The sequence below is a fragment of the Paenibacillus sp. FSL F4-0122 genome, from assembly GCF_038002845.1.
Taxonomy (GTDB): Bacteria; Bacillota; Bacilli; order Paenibacillales; family Paenibacillaceae; genus Paenibacillus_AQ; species Paenibacillus_AQ odorifer.
In genome coordinates this window covers 4,521,382-4,540,147 of record NZ_JBBODI010000001.1, presented here as the reverse complement: position 1 = coordinate 4,540,147, position 18,766 = coordinate 4,521,382, and the positions used below count along the sequence as shown (strand labels likewise).

Annotated in this window: 23 protein-coding genes; 1 reads left to right on the top strand and 22 read right to left on the bottom strand. The window is 50.5% G+C overall.

Going from position 1 to position 18,766, the window contains the following annotated elements:
* The first annotated feature begins 145 nt into the window (after positions 1-145).
* The gene (locus MHH49_RS19615; protein WP_339191968.1) at positions 146-400 is read left to right on the top strand and encodes a hypothetical protein; all 255 of its coding nucleotides are present in this window, start codon (positions 146-148) and stop codon (positions 398-400) included.
* A gap of 62 nt (positions 401-462) precedes the next feature.
* On the opposite strand, the gene MHH49_RS19610 is transcribed toward MHH49_RS19615, so the two are convergent.
* The 22 genes from MHH49_RS19610 to MHH49_RS19505 form a co-directional block, all read right to left on the bottom strand.
* Entirely contained in the window at positions 463-672 is a 210-nt protein-coding gene (locus tag MHH49_RS19610) for a hypothetical protein (protein ID WP_340900807.1), read from the bottom strand.
* Between the two features lie 4 nt (positions 673-676).
* Positions 677-1,399, bottom strand: a complete 723-nt coding sequence (locus MHH49_RS19605; protein ID WP_341138448.1) for an N-acetylmuramoyl-L-alanine amidase — start codon at positions 1,397-1,399, stop codon at positions 677-679.
* A 2-nt stretch (positions 1,400-1,401) separates the two neighbouring features.
* Positions 1,402-1,716 carry a hypothetical protein gene (locus tag MHH49_RS19600; RefSeq protein WP_341138447.1) on the bottom strand — a complete coding sequence of 105 codons (315 nt, stop codon included), beginning with the start codon at positions 1,714-1,716 and terminating at the stop codon, positions 1,402-1,404.
* Complete coding sequence (locus MHH49_RS19595; RefSeq protein ID WP_341138446.1) at positions 1,716-1,910, bottom strand: hypothetical protein; 195 nt, start codon at positions 1,908-1,910, stop codon at positions 1,716-1,718. Before MHH49_RS19595 ends, MHH49_RS19600 begins: the two co-directional genes overlap by 1 nt.
* Before the next feature lie 91 nt (positions 1,911-2,001).
* On the bottom strand, positions 2,002-2,538 hold the full coding sequence (locus MHH49_RS19590; RefSeq protein WP_341138445.1) for a hypothetical protein: 537 nt from the start codon (positions 2,536-2,538) through the stop codon (positions 2,002-2,004).
* Between the two features lie 38 nt (positions 2,539-2,576).
* Complete coding sequence (locus MHH49_RS19585) at positions 2,577-4,778, bottom strand: phage tail protein (protein WP_341138444.1); 2,202 nt, start codon at positions 4,776-4,778, stop codon at positions 2,577-2,579.
* Positions 4,759-5,055 (bottom strand): phage distal tail protein, encoded by a 297-nt coding sequence (locus MHH49_RS19580; protein WP_341138443.1) that lies wholly within the window; start codon positions 5,053-5,055, stop codon positions 4,759-4,761. The genes MHH49_RS19585 and MHH49_RS19580 overlap by 20 nt, the downstream gene beginning before the upstream one ends.
* A gap of 343 nt (positions 5,056-5,398) precedes the next feature.
* Positions 5,399-8,119 (bottom strand): hypothetical protein, encoded by a 2,721-nt coding sequence (locus tag MHH49_RS19575; RefSeq protein ID WP_341138442.1) that lies wholly within the window; start codon positions 8,117-8,119, stop codon positions 5,399-5,401.
* Between the two features lie 21 nt (positions 8,120-8,140).
* Positions 8,141-8,545, bottom strand: a complete 405-nt coding sequence (locus MHH49_RS19570; protein WP_341138441.1) for a phage tail fiber protein — start codon at positions 8,543-8,545, stop codon at positions 8,141-8,143.
* Positions 8,546-8,642: 97 nt separating this feature from the next.
* On the bottom strand, positions 8,643-9,194 hold the full coding sequence (locus tag MHH49_RS19565) for a phage tail domain-containing protein (protein WP_341138440.1): 552 nt from the start codon (positions 9,192-9,194) through the stop codon (positions 8,643-8,645).
* Positions 9,191-9,946 carry a hypothetical protein gene (locus MHH49_RS19560; RefSeq protein ID WP_341138439.1) on the bottom strand — a complete coding sequence of 252 codons (756 nt, stop codon included), beginning with the start codon at positions 9,944-9,946 and terminating at the stop codon, positions 9,191-9,193. The genes MHH49_RS19565 and MHH49_RS19560 overlap by 4 nt, the downstream gene beginning before the upstream one ends.
* A gap of 249 nt (positions 9,947-10,195) precedes the next feature.
* The gene (locus MHH49_RS19555) at positions 10,196-13,981 is read right to left on the bottom strand and encodes a hypothetical protein (protein ID WP_341138438.1); all 3,786 of its coding nucleotides are present in this window, start codon (positions 13,979-13,981) and stop codon (positions 10,196-10,198) included.
* On the bottom strand, positions 13,978-14,379 hold the full coding sequence (locus tag MHH49_RS19550) for a hypothetical protein (protein ID WP_076179866.1): 402 nt from the start codon (positions 14,377-14,379) through the stop codon (positions 13,978-13,980). Before MHH49_RS19550 ends, MHH49_RS19555 begins: the two co-directional genes overlap by 4 nt.
* Before the next feature lie 6 nt (positions 14,380-14,385).
* Complete coding sequence (locus tag MHH49_RS19545) at positions 14,386-14,610, bottom strand: hypothetical protein (protein ID WP_339811113.1); 225 nt, start codon at positions 14,608-14,610, stop codon at positions 14,386-14,388.
* Between the two features lie 77 nt (positions 14,611-14,687).
* Positions 14,688-15,122 (bottom strand): hypothetical protein, encoded by a 435-nt coding sequence (locus MHH49_RS19540; RefSeq protein ID WP_341138437.1) that lies wholly within the window; start codon positions 15,120-15,122, stop codon positions 14,688-14,690.
* 64 nt (positions 15,123-15,186) lie between these two features.
* The gene (locus tag MHH49_RS19535) at positions 15,187-15,714 is read right to left on the bottom strand and encodes a hypothetical protein (protein WP_341138436.1); all 528 of its coding nucleotides are present in this window, start codon (positions 15,712-15,714) and stop codon (positions 15,187-15,189) included.
* Between the two features lie 65 nt (positions 15,715-15,779).
* Positions 15,780-16,160: a minor capsid protein gene (locus tag MHH49_RS19530; protein ID WP_341138435.1), complete on the bottom strand. Its 381-nt coding sequence runs from the start codon at positions 16,158-16,160 to the stop codon at positions 15,780-15,782.
* Entirely contained in the window at positions 16,160-16,480 is a 321-nt protein-coding gene (locus MHH49_RS19525) for a hypothetical protein (protein ID WP_341003358.1), read from the bottom strand. The genes MHH49_RS19530 and MHH49_RS19525 overlap by 1 nt, the downstream gene beginning before the upstream one ends.
* The gene (locus MHH49_RS19520) at positions 16,480-16,863 is read right to left on the bottom strand and encodes a hypothetical protein (RefSeq protein WP_341003359.1); all 384 of its coding nucleotides are present in this window, start codon (positions 16,861-16,863) and stop codon (positions 16,480-16,482) included. Before MHH49_RS19520 ends, MHH49_RS19525 begins: the two co-directional genes overlap by 1 nt.
* A gap of 14 nt (positions 16,864-16,877) precedes the next feature.
* Positions 16,878-17,102 carry a hypothetical protein gene (locus tag MHH49_RS19515; protein ID WP_341003360.1) on the bottom strand — a complete coding sequence of 75 codons (225 nt, stop codon included), beginning with the start codon at positions 17,100-17,102 and terminating at the stop codon, positions 16,878-16,880.
* Positions 17,103-17,122: 20 nt separating this feature from the next.
* Positions 17,123-18,049: a major capsid protein gene (locus MHH49_RS19510; RefSeq protein ID WP_341138434.1), complete on the bottom strand. Its 927-nt coding sequence runs from the start codon at positions 18,047-18,049 to the stop codon at positions 17,123-17,125.
* A 66-nt stretch (positions 18,050-18,115) separates the two neighbouring features.
* Positions 18,116-18,730, bottom strand: coding sequence for a phage scaffolding protein (locus tag MHH49_RS19505; RefSeq protein WP_341138433.1), 615 nt, complete (start codon positions 18,728-18,730; stop codon positions 18,116-18,118).
* Positions 18,731-18,766: the final 36 nt, after the last annotated feature.

The window sequence follows — 18,766 nt, the reverse complement described above, 5'->3', positions numbered from 1 at the left end:
ATATAATACGAACATATATTCGCACTTGAACGGAGGCAATCGCATGTCCACAGTACCCGCAAGTATTACCGAGGAGGACCGCGCGCTCATAAAGCCATACGTTATACTCCCGATGGTTCAGACCGCATTCGAGCGTGACTCTAACGTGTTCCTTCATCTAAAGACGCCGGACCCTTACGTAGATTGGTTGACGCAGGCACGCGAAAAACTAGCGGTCGAAGCACGCAGGGTCAAAAACGAAGCGCACCGACGCGGAATTAAGATCACGAGTAATCAGCGTATGGACGGCGGTATTTTAGTACGCTACCAGTGCCGCGGTTACATCGGGGATATCGCGTTGCCGGACGGGGAAGTAGCGAAGGAAGCAGCGGGGTTAATGCGTAGGTTCTTGACGCTATAAACGCAAAAAAAAGGCGCAGCCCCTACGGAGTCACTCCCGTAAGAACTGCGCCTTTTAAATCGTTATTCATCCGTCTTATTCCGCGCACCATCCGCGATCCCCTCCGCCAGCATATACGCAACACACGCACCGACCGCGCCAATGACGCCGGTTACGTGCAGCACCGTATTGTCACCCGCGCCCGAAGCCGTAAGTACCGACGTTGCCAACGCAGCCAATAGCGCCCAAAACTTACGCGAGGATAACTTGCGTAAGATATCGTTTTTATTCATCGTATTATTTCGCCTCCTTTGTAATAGTTGCGGTCTTCGTTACGTTATCCCACGCGATTGCAGCGCCAAACTGATCGGACATTTCGCGCAATGGAACGTACACCGCTCCGTCAATCAATACGCCATCCTTCGCCTTACATCCGTTAACTACTACGTTTGCTTTATATACGATCATGTCGTTGACCTCCTGCTTAATCGGATTTAACTTCGGCTCACTTACGCGTGCCGATAGGTGCGCCTCTACTAGTGCTTTAAACGCTGCCCATCCGGTCCATTTACCGCTATCGTACATTAAGCGCGGACATATTTTACCGGACCAATCGTAATGTCGGCGCAGTCTATCCACGCCCCATCCGCGTTCCTTTAACATCAATGCTACGAGGCTCGCCGCATTATCGAGCGTCTTCGCGTAGTTACCACTTTCGCATATCTCTACGCCGATCGACGTACGGTTGCCGGATTTCGCTCCGCTGCCGTCTCCGCTATGCCATGCGTTCTCATTCAGCGGTAAACATTCGACTGCCTCGCGCTCATCGACTACGATATGGAATGAAGCTTGGCGCGCGTTCGTTGGGTTCGTTAACCACGCGCGCTCATTCGCTGCCGAGGACGTCGGATTACCCGTATTGTGAATCGTAATAGTCGTCGCGCTCATAGCGTATCCAGGTCGCCGATTGCACGCGGTTGTCTTCGGTATATAATCCTTCCGGTAATTAAAATCGCCCATATTTACGCAGCATCCTTTCCGTGTACTATCGTTTTAATATCGCGGACATCGAGTGCCAGGTTCTCGTATTGACCGGCCAGCGCTTCGAATCGATCCGTCAGTCCTTCCGCCAGCTTCATCAAGCGGTCTTCCCGCGTGATTGCTTCGCTGTGCATCCGCTCGCGTTCCGTCTTGGCTTCCGTACTTATGCGTTCTTCACGCGCGCGCGCTTCATCGGACATTCGGCGCATCTCTTTCCATAATGTCCACGCGATAACTGCGGCTGCTACCGCAAATATTCCGTTCTTGGCGACCTCCGCCCAAAGTGACCCGTCCATCAAGCGGCCGCCTCCGTTTCAGGCGCAAGATAATCCGCAAGTGCGCGGCCGATCTCGTCGTCGAGCGTTTGGAGTACGGATAGGCGGGATTCAGCGTTTGGTAATGCGGCCAAGACTGCGCTAATTGTTGCAGCGAGCTCTGGCGCTGGGTTAGCGGTATCTATCGTACATTCGAGTAATGCGCGTACTTTCATATGGCGTAAGCCCCTTTCGTAATAAAAAAGACCGCCCCGAAGGACGGCCGTAATGTGTGCGTATAGACTCTCCGTCAGCTTGACGGAGACTTTATTTGCCGAGTTGCGCAATCTTAGCGTCGATCTCCGTTAATTGCGCTTGTAGTTCGGTAAGCTTTACTTTGTCCTCCCGCACTTGTTGTTTATAAGCGTCCGCTGCTTCTTGATTCTGTGCGCCTAAGTTACCGTTATTAGCTAGTTCTTTAGCAAGGTTTTCATGAAAGGGAATATTGTTTTCTTCATTACCTTTAATACTAGCTTCAATTTTCGCGATACTAGTAACGAGAGTCTCCCGCTTGCTCGTTAGTTCTGATAGAGACTTTTCGTTTATGACTCCCGTAGTCGCTTCGCCCATTATGATTTTCTTCCCTTCGACGGCTAACTTAGCGCCCGTCGCCTCAGCTACTGTACGTACAGGCGCATAGGCAGTACCGTTAATGATGATAGCGTCATCAACTTTCTTGCCGTTCTTCTCTATAGTAAATAATCCTTGAACTTTTTGTCCGATAAGACTTACCGAATCCGCAAAGACAGTTACGCCCGAAAATAGTAACGCGCCAACAATGACGCCGGAAATAAACTTTTTCATCTGATAACCTCCGTAATAGTATTTTCCTAATAGTACCATTACGAAGCAGATGTCGTAAACGTTCCGCCGCCACTTGTTGCGTTAGCTGGATTTCCGTGGTTATGATTCGGGACAGATACAGTATGTGAGTGGTTTCGGTCTGCTTTATTGGAAAGAGCGTTCCATAGTGCGTCAAGCTCACTCTGCAGAGTTCCTAGAGACGAATTACTGAAAAACTTAGACCAAGAAGGGACTCGCACATATCCGCTCGACGGCATCAAATCAACCTCTCCGCCTGATAAACCTACTCTTGAGTATCCAGATACTATGAATCCAGAAGAGGGCGAATTGAATATCGTAGACTGATTACCGTTTGCGTTAAATATAATCTTACTCATGCCGCCATCAAACGCAGGTATTTGAATCCCGTTATTCGGGTCCGCATATACACCGAACGCAACACTTGTCGGATCGATCACTACGCGCGGATAAACGGAGTCCGACGTCTGTATCTTAGCGCCCGTTATCGTACCGCCCGTAATAGTCGAGGCGCTAATATGTCCGCTAAAGTTACCGTCAACCGCGCTCATGATCCCGCCACTTGTTACGGTAAACATTCCGTTGCCAACGTTAATCGACGAACCGACGATCGCGCCATTCGTAAAGTTGGACGATAGAATATTCGCAGAGTTAGCGGTCAGCTTATTGAGTACGACGTTACCCGCCATATCTAAGCGGAAAGGCGCGGAGTTAAAGTCGTCATGCCCTGCGCTGATACCGTTCGTATTAATCTTGACTACGTTATTGCCGCTGCCGATGACCATCGAGACGAAACTACCGAGCTGCCCCGCGATTACCTCCGCTGCTATTCCGGTCGCCGTCATCGCTATCCGCGCTGTAGCTCCGGCATCCGTCGTTAAGATAAGTCCGTTTGACGTTAATATGACTTGATCGGACGGGTCCGTTTTCGACTGCAGGACGATACCGCGTTCATCATATTTGATCTCCGTCTTACTCGCGTTGATCTCGTTAACCGCAAGCCGCGCGAACTCTTCGAATACTTCCGCTCTGATCCGCCCGCCACTAAACACGTTCTCAATCGCGCGCCGTCCCGCCTCCAAGTCCGCGAGTATTTGCGTATAATCACGTTTCATTACGTTAGCAACGGTTAGCTGCGTATGTTTATCCGGCGCATACGGGTACTCCGTCATTTCCGTGATTCGCGCTGTAATGCCCGTCAAGCCGAGCGCTGGATCTACGAGCGTAACCGTATCGCCGAGACCGGGGCGCGCTTCTTGCTTATCGATCTTAAATAAATCCGCAGCGCTAACGGACACCTCAAGCGCAGGCACTTCGCGTTCAGCCAAGCGCAATCTCGCGGCGGCTACGAGTTTAAGCGGATCGGTTACGTCTTGCTCCGTTAACAAGTCGTCGTAAAACGGCACACTATCCGAAGCCCACGCGTCAGCATACGGAGATACGAGGTAATTGACGCGGAGGATTCCGTCAGTGATTGCGCCAGGTATCACGCTAAGCCGCGCCTGTTCGTCCGCGGTTAAAATCGACGCAGGCTGACCGATCCATGTCCGTGAGTCTTTCATTTCCGCATATAATCGCGTACATAATGACGCTGCGCTATCGGTAAAGGATGCCTCGATCAAATTGCGAGTTACTTGGATCCGATAGTCTGACGCGGGATTGCCGATCTTCTTGCGCAAATGTAGCGTAAAGTTATCCGGCTCAACTTCCGCACCGTACAGATTTATGACCGCGTTGAGCGCTTCGAGACAGTTGCCGCCACCGAACGCTTTAACGTCCGCGAGGTCGAACGTGTCATCGACCGCAATAGAAAAGCGCCCACCGGTTGCCGCCGAGATGAGCGCTGTTAGTTGCGTGATATGGATTCCGTAAGCTTCGCGGATATACGACGCGTACGGAAATTTATAGTCCGCCAGTTTAAACATGACGTGTGAACACGATATTTGTGCGGTTAGCTTGCGGTCTTCGCGCGATCGTTCGCGCTTGTTAATTACGTAATATTGACCGCGCTCGTCCATTACGTGACCCTTTAGCGGCAACTTATCGCGGAAATCATCCGACGTCATTGGGACGGTGAAAGTCAGCGTATAATCTGCGTTAATCCGGCGGACCCGCGTAATATCGTAAGCGTCACGTAGGATACCGATACGCTTGCGGAAACGGTCGTACGATTGCAAAGCGTTAATCAAATGCGCGCCTCCTTTAATATAGATAGCGGTCACGATGCGTAATGCGCGTTAGGATTTCGCGAGATGCTTCGTTATCTGCGTAGGTGACTTCGTTCAGTCCGAGGCCGAGTTCGAAGAAATCTCCGTCTAGCAAATGAATCGCGTTGACTCCGTTTAGCGTAATCGTCTGCTTCTTGACGTCAATTACGAGTTTATCGCCCGGGCTAAACCCGCCAGTAAACGCGAGCTTATCAACATGCATGTAACGGACTTTAGCGTTAAATTGCGTAGATGAACGGATACCCGCCGTGTGTAGGCGTTCGCGGATCATTGACGTGAGCAACTCCGTAGCTGATTCAAATACTGCGGCAGACGGGATGTCGCGCGTTGGGGCTCCGTCGAACTTCGTTTCGGTGTCAAATACGATGCCGACCGCGAAGTCAGCGTTTAAGCGTGCGGATACGTCCGAGTCCGATGTGATCGTAACGTTAAAGAACGTCTGGATTACGTAGGGACGATTAAAGGGCGCGCGATTGAATGCGCCGAGAAACGACATAAGCGTGCGTCTCCTTTCTAACGTAAATAGTTGCTACGCAAAAAGACCCCCGCGATTGATGGCGAGGGCTTGCGTTTGGAATAGCACTAGTTAGTGCGCAGTATGGTCCTGTAATTTATTAACACAGTTGAATATAGTCGGTTAAAGTCACAACACCTATATAATCACCTGATGTCACCTTTGCCAAGGCCCCACTAACTATCCCGATAGTATCTCCTACCGCAAGCCCAGTCAGTCCGGTATCGGCTATTGCCAAGTACCCCGCTACTTTAACGATACCGCTTGATCCTGTAGGAATGTCTTCCATTGTCACTCCAAAATAACGGATTTTTCCGGTCCCAGTGAACGGCACAATTGACGTATTGCCAGAGTTTAGCATGACGGGCATTCCCTTAGTAATACCATTAGCTCCGCCATTGTACATTTCCCGCGTCTCACCCACGAACTCATAGGCGTACTGTCTCCCGTCTGTGTTGGCGATTCTCACCGGTACAACTTCATTTCCATACCCTTTTAGGTCATAGTCGATGTTCCCAGCCGCGTTCCCACTGTAAACAGTGAGTGCTATATTTCCGTTCATCTTGCAACCGATCATATCAACAGTATCCTTTTGACCACTTCCCAGCGATTCAAATCTTACCGATTCGCCCATTGTTGTGATCAACTTACAGTTGATAAATTTATGATGCGATGGCTCTGAAAAACTCACGTTGTTATGACTTGTGTATGCGTAATAGTCCCACTCCGTAAAGAAATAGCAGTCCTCAAAGAGATAGTTTTGACCACTCCAGGAGCCCTCTCCCCAGGCTTGTTTACCGCCGTAATTTCTACCATCACCTCTATAGCGGATGAAGTTGCAGTTCTTCATTACTTTTTGTGCACCCGGATAATTATAATCATCATGAACTGCGTAGCGTAGGTTCTTGCCCGTGACAGTGATATTTTCAATAGTTCCACTACCAAGAGGGCATATCGTCGAAATCCTACCTTTTGAAGTGTAGGTAATGACCGTATCCTCCGTAGGCAGCTCACCTTTAAGGATGATTTTTTCCTTATCCCCTATCCCTACTATACTCACATGATCCGGTATCCTTAGCCCGTCAAAAGATGTGCTGTTTAATTCTTCTGGTGTGTAGTACCCGAAAATATCATAGACTCCTTTGCTGATTTCAACCGTGTAGGAATTACCTTTGCTTGCATCAGTGATGCTTTCAATGGCTGCTCTTAAGTTGGTGGAGTCACCAGAGCCATCTTGCTTGACAGAAATAACTTTGCCCTGTGGCTGATATAGAGCCGCTTTAGGCAAGTCAGCCACGCTAATGACGTGACCATAATCCTCAAAGCTAGTCATCGTTGTTCCAAGCTCCAGTTGTACTCCGCTCGCAACGCTAACAGGTATAGTTAGGCACATAAAATATACATTCGCGCCCGTAGTGAAGGTTATTGATTCCTGGATACCCGAATTCGGTAGCCCACTAACATACTGTTTTAAGGCGTTATAAAATGCGAGTTGTGAAAGATCCTTGCTGATTTGGCTACTTAAGGTGTATGTGGTGTTAGGTATCAGAGGCAAAAATTCTATTACTTTATTGTCCACGTTTGCGACCAGATTGCCATTCACGTAATTGACGAAATAACCTAGTTTTGCCTTGGAGATATCAAGTAAATTCGTGCCTATTTTTTTCATCACAATGTTACTAGCCGGATCGATATTTTGATCCGCAATGATCTCTTTACCTACGTTGGATTTTTGCACCTCTAAATGGGGAAGGCGAAAGAAAAAAGGCTCGAATCCAGTCATTGACGATCCTTTTTCGAGCTGAACCCCGTCGGTCACCGTGATAGGAATAGTAAGTCTCATGAAATTCACGCTCGCGCCTGTGGTGAATGTTATGGACTCCTGTGTGCCCGTGTTTGATATACCACTAACATACGTTTTCGCACTATTGTAGAAAGCTAACTGCGATAAATCCTTACTGATTTGGCTACTTAGGGTGTATGTGGTGTTAGGCTCTAAAACTATAAGGTCAGTCACCTTATTACCAGCGCTTGCCACCAGATTGCCAGTGGTATAGTCAACAAAGAAGCCCGCAGTGACTTTGCTTATGTCCAGTAGGTTTTTCCCCGTAGTTAGAAAGTCCGTTTTATCCTGTGATACGGATTTAGCAGCGATTCCAGTGCTTTGAAACTCCGCCGCCTGTGCCCACGCTGTTCCATTCCAGTAATAGCTGTAACCATCCGCTGTGACAAGTGCCACACCGCTTGTACCTCCTGGATATGCACTCGTAAGTGCCTCAACCGTAGCGTAGGCACCGATGAATCGCAAAGTACCGATCCCGGCAATACTGGAGGCATTGGCGTTTGCCTGCGCTTTTACCTCTTTGATCGCGTTGACAAGGTTGGACTTATCCGCCGTAGTAAGCAGCGACTTATCTCCAACGTCAACCGTTAGTGTTGCGGTTTCTGCCTGCCGCTGTTGTGCTTCTTCCGCCAACTGCGCATTTACGCTCACAAGTTCCGCACTATGCCCCGCCACATTCTCCCGCAACGCATCCGCATCGTACGCCGTAAAATACCGCGCCACTCCGCTACCGATTCCCCACGCCTTCGCTACTGTCCCGCTAAAACCGCGCGTAACTCCCGTCAGGTCATTTCCGTTTTTCCCTTCGTACCGCACCGTTTCCGCGCTCTCATCTACGCCAATTGTCGCAATATTCGGAGCGTCCGGTAGCTTAGACGCGTCGAGTACGGATACGGTCGTTGCTACGTCCGTAATTGCTGCCGATAGTTCCGTCGCTGGCGAATTTGCTGTGGCAGGAAACATTTCCATTTGCGCCATCTATTCGTTCCCCTCTCGTAATTACTGCGTAAATTTAACGGATGTACTTGATACCGCGAATCTCGGACGGTCGCCAACGAGTAATGTACGCGGATTATCTAGCGGTTTCGTCCATAGTAAAGAGCCGCCAGTCGCCGCCGTCCGTAATCCGATATGCGTTACGAGTCCCCAATCCGCAGTAGCAACGGGGAATACTACTTCCGCGGTATTCGCTACGGTTTGCTGTCCGCTAACTAGCGTCGGCGCTCCGAATGTAACCGCCTGGCGCGCGTATGAGCCTCCGCTGACTTCCGTGCCGGTATCCGCCGCTGTTGGGTCCGATTTATATAGCGCGATATATACCGTAGATGGTCCAGTAAACGCCGTATTGCGTAAAGCTGCGTTGAGTAGCGCCGCGCTCAGATAGTTCGAAATTTGCATCGCCATTATTCGTTTCCTCCTATTTTTAAGCGTCATGATCACGCTTTTTTGACAACGCAAAAAAGGCCCGGCATAATTGCCGAACCCTCCGCGTTTCCTTCGTTTAATCTTCGAGCGTATATTCGTTCGTTAGCGTAAATCCGTTAACCGTAGTCGACCCCGTATTCGCCATCGTAATAACTGGTCGCGCTCTTACATCCGCTTCCGATTCGATTGCCACCGCTTGCCATGACGTATCTATCGTATATTCCGTTACAACTTCGCTACCGGTCGGCCACGGATCATTCATGCGCAGATTAACGTCAATCAAACGCGATCCGGTCGCACCAAGCGCGAGCGTACCTGCGTAAGTCGCTACGTAATACTTGCCGGGCATATCCGCAAACTCTAGCGTAATATCTCCGCGTTTAGCGTTAAACGTCCGCGCTAGATACGCTAATGTCCGATGAAACTCCGCAGCCGATGACGTAATCTCGAACGTTAGTCCAATCGTACGTGGTCCGTAGGAAGCGCCGAAATCAACGACGCCGTCCGTATTAGCGAGCTTCACCGTGTTATCTTCGGTTTCCGGCAAGACCGGCAAGTTACGTTCGTATAGCGCGGCTCCGTGCTCCGATAACCAAACGCCATTTACCGCTACATCGTACGTACTCATGCGGCGATCACCTCCGGCGTTATCACACTATAATGCGCCAGGGCTTCGTCTAAAATAGCGTCTATCCGGTTGAACTCCTCGTAAGAGATTCGGATTAACGGAATACCGTGCGCCTTACAATAAGTGGTTTTAATGCGGTCTCTCCGTTGAATACTCTTAAATTCAAGAAGCATACCGCTATCACCGCGACCGAAGGATACTGGCTGAAAATGCTGCACACCGTCGTACTCAATAAGAACGTCGAGATTGGGAAAGTGAACAGCAAAATCGAACGGCAGTGGTCGGTCGTTTCGGCAATCATTGAACCTATACTGCGGGGTAAAGGCATATTTATGCTCAATTAAGTACCTTCGAACCGCAGCTTCTCCGTGAGACTCAACGCAGTGTGGGCAGCGTTTGCCAGCAAGAAAGTTGTTAGGGTACACAAGGTACGAACCACCACAAATGTTATGGCGCATGTCTATATATGCCCTAGCACTCGTGTATTCTCCAACAACGCTATATTCGTCACCCACAAGCAAGGCCACTTCTTCTTTAAATTGCGCAGATGTTTTCCGTTTAATCTCAGTAGCGCAGTGAGGGCAACGTGTTCCGTTTAGAAAGTTGTTTGGTGCTACTGAGTAGGTGTTGTTGCAGTAAGTATGGAGGATGCTTACGTGTATCAAAGCGCCAAGGTAATCGCTAGTGAGTGTGTATTCCCCATTTGTTCGGACATTTACAGCTTCCGCAAACGCTTCTGTGGTCCAACGCATTGACTTTCTCGCTCCGGGGTTGCGCGCCTCAAGACGCTTACGTTTACGGACGTTTCCACATAGCCTACACGCGGACTGTTTCCCATCGCGGGCACGCTTATCCGGGCTAAACTCCGTCAATGCCTTCTCCTTACCACAGGCGCTACAGGTCTTTTCTCCGATAATGCACATCTCCCTTCTCTCTACTCGTGAGATATTAAACACCTATATAAAAAGGAGCCCGCACAATAGCCGGACTCCCCTCTTCGCTTAATCGCTCTTAATGCCCATCGATGCGAGTCGGCTGACTGCGCGCGCTTTTTCATCGTAATACATACCGATATCTGCCTTATCTGTCAGCGTCACATTCTCCGCTCCCATATCAATGTTATTCGTAATGTAAGTCGGGGCTGCCGGAGATTGCGCAACCATCCGCGGATTTGATACAGCGTCCCATAATGTAGCTTGCATTGCGGCGGTCAACACCATTTCGCCTCCGTGTACTATCGCAGGAACCGCCTCACCTGCCTCGCCTTGGACGATGCCTCCGACCTTAAATGCCTGCAGTTTACCGGTATCCGACGTAATCCCGTATTGATCACGGATTGTTTGGTTCTCCGCCTGCAAACGCGACATCTCCGCCGTATTACCGGACTTCTTCGCTGCGTCATATGCGTCCTTATTCGCGTTATACGTAATGAGATCCGCTGCCTTCTTCGACTCCGCATTGATCTGCGTAATCGACGCCATCTTCGCGCGATATTGCGTCAGGAATCCGTCAAGCTCCGTAAGGATCGCAGTATTCGCGCTACCACTTGCACTAACACGGTACGCTGCGATTCCGTCCTCTATCGATTTGATATCGCCTGAGTACGCATCAAATGCCGCCGTTAATGCGTCGTACTGCGCTTCGGCTGCGGTCTTCTCCGCTTCGTACGCTTTCGTCTGCGCATCCTTTTCGTCCTTAAGCGCGTCTTGTTGATCCGAGAGCGTACGGTCGGTTAATTCTCGGTCGTGTTCGAGTTGCATGCGCGCGATCTCTTTAAGTAACGCGTCACGTTCCGCTATTCCTTCCGGACCGACTGCGCTCGATAACTCCGCCAAGCGCGTCTGTTTCTCCGCTAATTGCGTCGCGTAATCAGCGTCAACATTAAGCTCTTTGTTGGCGTCACGTAACCGCTGGATAGCGTCAATCCGCGCGTCATAATCGGCTAACGCGGCGTCCTTACGTTCTTCGATCGCCTTGAGTTCCGCATCCTTTGCGTCCTTAATTGCGGCTTTCTGCGTCTTAACGAGGTCGGTTGCGAGATCCTGCGTAAGCTTCGTAAGGGATTTACGGAGATTGTAGAGTTGCTCGTCAGCCTGCGCATAATACTCCGAGTCCTTGGCGTAGCGATTACGTACACGAGTCCACGCGTCAATCTTCATTTGCGCGATCTCTGTCTCCGATTTGCCTGCGTCAGACATGCGGCGTTCCTCTGCGCTGATCCACTTCGACGATGCGTTATACTGAGCGCGTGCTTCCGCTTCGGTTGCGGTGGCTACGTTCTTGCGTGATTGGCGGACTTGATCGTCGGCGGCGATGTACTCTGCGCTGTCCTTCGCGTAACGATTACGTAATCGCGTCCAGCTAGCGAGCTTCATTTCCGCGATCTTTAATTCCGACTTACCGCTGTCCTCCATCCGTTTCGACTCCGCATCAATCCACGTAACCGAAAAGTCATAGCGTGATTGGGCGCTGTCTTCTCCGAGTCGTTTAAGCTGTAGCGCTAGTGTACGCGCGTCGTCTACGGACTCTTTGAGGAAAGTAGCGTGCTTCTTGCGCAACTCTTCGTATTTCTTAATCTGCGCATCAGCCGTCATATCGTAAAAGTCCGCTTGGAACTGGACGGTCTTTAGGTCAGCATTGTATAACTTCTCGCGTAGCTCAGCAGCGAGTTCAGCCGGAGTTTTACCCGTCTTTTCCTTCTTCTCCTTCGCCGCTTTCGGGGCATCTGGCGTGATGATATCCTTCGTGAACGTTTGGGTTCCCGTTTCAACCTCGGCGGCCAGCTTTTCGAGATCACGAGCTGCGTCGGAATACTTCTGCTGCTCTTTAAGTGCGTCGTCTCGTTGCTTTTCAAGTTCTTTAGATGCTCCGGACCCCACCATCATCCCCAGCGCGCCATTAGTCACGATGTCCATAACGTTGCCCGATTTTTTGCGCTTGTCAGCCTCCGCCTTTGCCGCCATATCTTCCTCAAAAGTTCCTGCCTTTGTGCCGGATACGGCTGCCATCGCCTTTATCAGCCGCGTGTAGTTATCAATTTGCGTCTGTATTGATTTCGCTACCGCTTCACTTTCTTTAGCGGAATTACGTATACGCGCCACGCTGTTATCGGCGGCCATGTCTGTAAAACGCTTGTCCGTCGCAATTTGGTCGATAATTACATCGATGTTACTAGCGCGAATTCTTCCGTCCTCGCCTTGTTGAGCGTTCAATTCCGGATACTGCTCGACTAACTTCTGCGTAATATCAACGAGGCGGCTTTTCTGCGATGCGTCCAGATCCTGCGCTGCGTTAAGCGTTTTAAATTCCGCAGCCATTGCGGACATTTCCTTTAGCGTCTGCTTTTTCGTAGCAAGGGCTGCATACTCCGCTTTATCCTGAGCGGATATCGCGATAACACCTTTATCTATGACCGCGTTCATTTCTCCGAGCTTCTGCGTCGCATTCTCTACGCCAGTGTAACCGAGGTCTTCGAGCTTATCGTCGAGTATACTGATTGCATCGATAATATCGGGAAGTTCCGTATACATTTCCGGAAGTGCTGTGCCTGCCTTTTGAGCCGCCTGAAGCTCGTTTAACCGCTCTTGTAGCCGCGCGCGTTCTTCGAGAACAGGCGTTAACTCCTCCGTTTTTACCTTTAACTCTTCGACATCCGCAGCCGTGCGATCAATATCCCGCTTATTTAATACCGCATTGAGGTCGGACTGTGCCTTCGCGAGTTCCTTCGCTGAATTAGCGGCTTCTGATTGCGCTGTTGTTAGATAGGCGATACCTCCCGCTAATGCGCCGACGGCTAGCGTAATCCAGCCGATAGGTCCCGCCGCAAGCTGCATCTCCTTCAAACCGGCCGCAATGAGTTTGAGAAGTGGCGGTACAGTCGCGAGTATTGCAACGAGTCCTAATACACCGACCGAACTCGCAGCGGCAGCGGAGACAAGCGCTTTATTTTCGGTGGTAAACTCGGCGAGCGCAATGATTGTCGGAGTCAACGTTTCGAGTACGGTTTTAAACAGCGGTGTGAACGCTTGTCCGAACGCAACCGTTGCTTCGTCCGTTGCGGCAGTGAACCGCGCTTGTGTGCCGGTGAAATCTTGCATCGCTTGGTCCGCATTTCCGGTGAATATCGCGCCCTCGTTGATAAATCCGTTATACGCAGCTTGGATCTTCTGCGCATCGGTCAATCTGCCCGCCGTCGTTCCGATCGTTCGTGCGTATTCCTTTTGCATAACGGATAGATTCTTCGTAACGCCGACCGCATCAGACAGTACCGAGTTACCGTTCTTGATACCATCAAGTGACGCTTGGATAGCGCCGCCCATTGTGTAGAAGGATTGTCTATTGTAGGCTGCTGAATCCGCAAGCGAGTTGATAAGCTTCGTAGACTGCTCCAACCCTAAACCGGTTGACATGGCGGTTTTATACGCTAATACCGATTCGGTCAGAGATAAGAACCCACGCTTGGCTAAATCCTGCGCGGCCTGTTGCGCATCTTTCGTCTGAACTCCGAAGCCCTTTGCCACAGCGTTTAAACCTTGAAAAGCGTTGTACAGCTTCGTAGCTGCGTCAACCGCTTGCTTCATCTCGGAAACGAGTTTCGTTAAAGCAGCGCCAGCACCGAGCCCAGCAAGCGCGGAGCCTAAGTTCTTCATGCCGTCCGCACCGCGTCTGCTTTGATCTTCGAGTTCCTGTATCCGGCGCCTCGCTTCGTCTAAGTTACGCCGAAACTCCGCTATATCAAGCGTAATCCGCGCCTGAATTTCACCTACGTTTGTACCGCCCGTACTCATCTTAGCGCCCTCCTTACTGCATCCGCGATAAACTGTTTATATATCCGTTCATTCGTTCGGAGTGGTCGCGATAAGAACTTCGGACGAGTGCCGGGAGTGGTCGGATTCTTATACTCGCCCATCTCGTGTACACGTAGCGCATAATTAAAGCGCGCACCAGAGGGACCCGTTTCCGTTGCGGAGTAAAATACCTCACCGTATATTCGTCCGTCCCTATTTACGACTTCCTTGCCTGCCGTCATCCGCAACGTACCCGACTTTAACGGAGCCTCATTACGTGATGCCGCGAGTAGGTGGTCGGTAGCGTCGTGTAATCCGATTGTCGCTCCGTCAAGTACGCGCGTTTTCTGGCGCTCTAAAAACTGACGTAGCGCCGCCGTTTCCATACGAAAATCCATCGTCCGTCACACCCTCCCCGCGCTCATCTGATCGCGTAATAGTTTAAATCCGGCCTCGTCAAACTTCGGCGTACTCTGCGTTGCGAATCCGGCTTCACGTTGCAGCCCCGTCGTAAACTTGCGGTAGTCCTCCACGTTAGTCGTATGCGACATGACATTAACATTTAGCGCGTCTAATGTTTCGCCGGCCTTACGCCGCTTATCCGCATCCAGCACGTCGAGTAAATCCATAACGTAATATCCGCGTTCGAACTCGACCTGCGTTTTACCGAGGCGTACGGCTGCGTCAATAAAAAATTCGTCTATCGTTACTCGGCGCTCGCTTCCGCTACTCCCGTCTGCAGGTTCGCGAGTTGCAGAGCGCCTTGCACGTTTTTTAAGAGGCCGCCGAAGTTGTTAACGCGCGCAACGGCGGTAAAATACGCCATCAATTCGTCCGGCGCTACGTTTGCCTCGATCCACTCCGGTTCGAATCCGGTCAATACGCTGACCACTTGAACGACGTCATTTAGCGCGTGCTCGATGAACGCGAATAAGTAAGCTACGCGGTTCTCGGCTGGCGCTGACATAACGCCCATAATCAATTCCGGTAGCATATTAACAGCGGCAAATAGTTCGCGCCATTGTCCGACCGCTACCTTCCGCACCTTTACCGTTCTGTCTCCGAGCTGGATTACGTTTGGGTCAATTACGATATTTGGCGCGGTAGTTTCCGCTTTATCTGAACGCTTAAAAATCGGCATTATATTCGCTCCTTATAAAGAAATAGAGGCGCGGTTAAGCGCCCCTTTCAACGTAAATGTTCTATTAAACTGCGGTAATAAGCTTGTCGCCAAGAATAAGGACTACGCCATCTTCGTCCGGAGTTGACCGTAGAGTGACGTTTGTGATGCGTTCGTTTTCGTTGTTAAACGAGTAGGACAAATCCGTCTCACTGTACGCGAGTGGTAACGTTGTCCAGAAATCAGGATCGTTTTTATGCGCGAGAGGTTTAATAACAGCGATCTTTGCGGAAGAAAGTAGACTCAAGCCTACACCGGTCTTAACAAGCACCTTTGATCCGCCTGTTCCTGTCACGATCTCCGCGCCTGTCATAATCTTCGGAATAATGTCAATTTGATACTCAGCGAACGGAATCTGAGCGCTGACATTACGCCCTGTTATGCGCTTATCAACGACTGTCTCACCCGTCTGATCCGTCTTCTGCTCGCGGTAAGTTGTCTCCGTATTAAGTACAACGCCACCGATCGTAGTCTCAAACGAAATCATGTCCGGACCAGTGCCGTACTCAACGATTGCCGGACCTATTTCGATCTTTTTGAAATCTTGAGCCATTCGTTATTTCCCCCTTATTTTGGACGTACTAAAAAAGAGCCGCCCGATAACGGACAGCCCTGCGTTTATAGCGATGTTGTTAACGTAAAATTCACGGAGTATAGCGCTCGGTTATTCGCGTCAGGACCGAGATACCACGGCGCCGACTGATCCGCCAGGCACTTAACGACGCGTGTGGTTCCGATTATAAATTCCGCTTTACCATGCAGCGCTTCGAATATTGCGTTAGCTTTCGCTTCTGCGGTCGCCATCGACTTCGCGCGAATCACGACTTGAAATGACGGATAAGCAACGGATGACCATTCGCTAGGTGGCGGTCCGCCCGTTATCCGCGTATATGCGCAATCGTCCGGATTCGCCGTTGTAAAATCGTTGCCGACTACGGTAAACCCCGGAACGATTAAGCGGATGGTTGCGTTAATATCTGCGACTGTTAAAAGCGCCACTATACATCCACCTCCGTTATTAGCGGCTTCCCGTTGAGCGCCCGTTTTACGCTGATTGCGATTGGCGTGTACGTTGTCTCCGCTAATAGTTCGTTGGTATACGTGAGGCGGTCGTCGAGTCCGATATCCGCGAGCTTATCGAAGTAAAACGTGCCGACGCTTACGACTTCCGCGCCGTGTTGATTGCGTACGAGTTTGACCGCCTCACTAAAGCGGCATTTCTGCGTATAAGGAACACCGTAAGACGGCTCGTTATAATCCGGATCATATCCGGCAAACGGCGTAATAACTACGTCTTGCTTAAGTGGGATAACCGCCATTAAGGTATCAGCCTCCCGACTCGACGCGCCGGTATCCTAACCCCGTTCGCGTCCCCTATTAGATCCCGGCAAGATTGCGGAATCATACTTATTAGTTCACGCGACCCCTCTCGGAAACTCATCGATGTTACACCGCTAAGTGACGTCGATTGTATGCCGCGCTGACCTTGCACCATAACGTCGCTATAAGCCGTAGCCAGTGCCGCAGCAAACTCGTACACAGCGTCGTCCGGAATCGTATACTTCGAGTAGTAGCGAATTAAAGTACGCTCAGCCACATTTAACATTCGTTGTTTTTTGGCTGCGTCTGAATCCACCCATCCCTCGGTATCAATTACGTTCGCGCTAATATAAGCTTCTGCTGCGATTACTGTCGTTGACATGCGCACACCTCCGTTTATTTACCGGAGGATTTTACGGCAGTCTTGCGCGGCTTAGGCGCTTTTACGACGCTGACTTGCGGCCCCTCCGGCTTGCTTTCGTCTTCCTCCAACGCGTAGCCATAGTCGTGAACGAGAATCTTGCGCAGACCCTCGTCCTCAACTACAGCCGCACCGTTGCTAAACTTGACGCCGTGTGTCGTCCCGTCATAGTTCGGGTTAGGCGTTCTGATTACGTGCATCTGCGCACCTCCCCGGTTAATTAGGCAATGATTCCGGACAAACGTGCGGCGGATTTACCGTCGAACAGCGCCAATCCAGTGTAAAACTCGATACGAGTACGGTAAGCTGGCTTTTCTTGCAAAAGACCAAGGTCCTCAACCATTACTCCGCCGTTAGTCAAACCGGACACATACTCGTCAGCACCGAATTTAACAGCATAGATCGAAGTTGTGTTTGTTGCTGTCCCGGCTGTTTCAGCGTGTCCGATTACCTTGCTTCCGCTAGCATTATCACCTGCATCGAACATAGGCACCCCGTTATAAGTAACTACAGGTTTACCGAACGCATCCTCGCTTTGCGTGAAGTAGCCAAGTTTACGCGCAATGGAATTAACCTTAATCATTGTCTTGGAGTCCATGAACAGCGCGTCCGCTCTACCGCGAGTCTGGTAAATCAAAGCGTCCAGAGCTTCGAGGAACATTGTTGCATTAGCTGCATCGCTTAAATCCAAACCGTTTGTAGCTGCAGTAATCAACTGACTACCAGTAAGGCGTTTCTTCAAACCGTCGAAGGATTTGGAATCTACTGCGGTATCTCCGTTGAAAAAAGTATCTTGAAACTTAAAAGCCGCTGCCTTGGTTTTTAGCGCCGTTTGAATAGCGCGTTGATCATTGATATTGGAGCGTGTTTGTTGGATGAATCGATCCACGTCTGCGTCTCCGCCCAGGATTACCAAACTTTCAGTAACCGGATTAACTGTACCGGTCGATTCTGTGTAAGCTTCGTTAACACCACGAAACGCAACTCCCGGTAGTGTAGCCTCGCGGTTATAGGTGTAGGCGTTACCTTGAATGTCCATGAACGGCATAAGTTGAAGCACTGGCGCATTCTGTACAAATGTCTCAATTACCCCTTGTTGAAGCGTGTTTTGCGAAAGTTTCGCAGATTCCAATAGTGTCAAAGCCATTTATAAATCCCCCTAGTAATGTTTTTTTGTAATAAAAAAGAGCCCACTAGGGACCCTTCTGCTTATTTATTTACTTGCGTATCCTGCCGAAAGCTTCTCTCGCGTACTGAGTCCATCAGTTCCAGGCTTACGACTGCCGCCGTTTGTATCCCCGCCAATTTGACGATTCCCACCGCCAGCCGTGTTCGCTAAATACGGTTCTGCCGCAATAAGCGCCTCGACCGCTTCCTTAACGCCGACCGCGTTCCCTTCGTCATCCACCGTTACTGCGCTTAAATCCGCTAGTTTCAATGCCGCCGCTAACCGGTCAGCCGGTACATTAGCCTCGCGCGCCAATGACTTAAACTCCGCGTTAATCAGACGTTGATTCGCTGTAGTGAGCGCCCTATCCCGCTCAGCCTTTGCGGACTCCGCTGCAGCGAGCGCGGTCGCTTTCTCCGCTTCCAAACGTTCTGTATCGCTGAGCTTCGCGGCTTCTCGGTCAGCCTCCGCCTGTTCAAGCGCGGTCAGCTTCGTTTTGATATCATCGTAATCCTCGCGGCCTTTACGATCACGTGCGAGACGGTCGGCAACAATGCGGTCTAGATCCGCTTGTGTAAACGTCTTGTCCGTATCTGGATCGCCTTCTGCAAATAGCTGTAGATTAAGCGCATATCTTGAACGTTTCATTTTGTTTTCCATCGTATGTCCTCCCGCGTTTAAGCGCCGCGTAGCGCA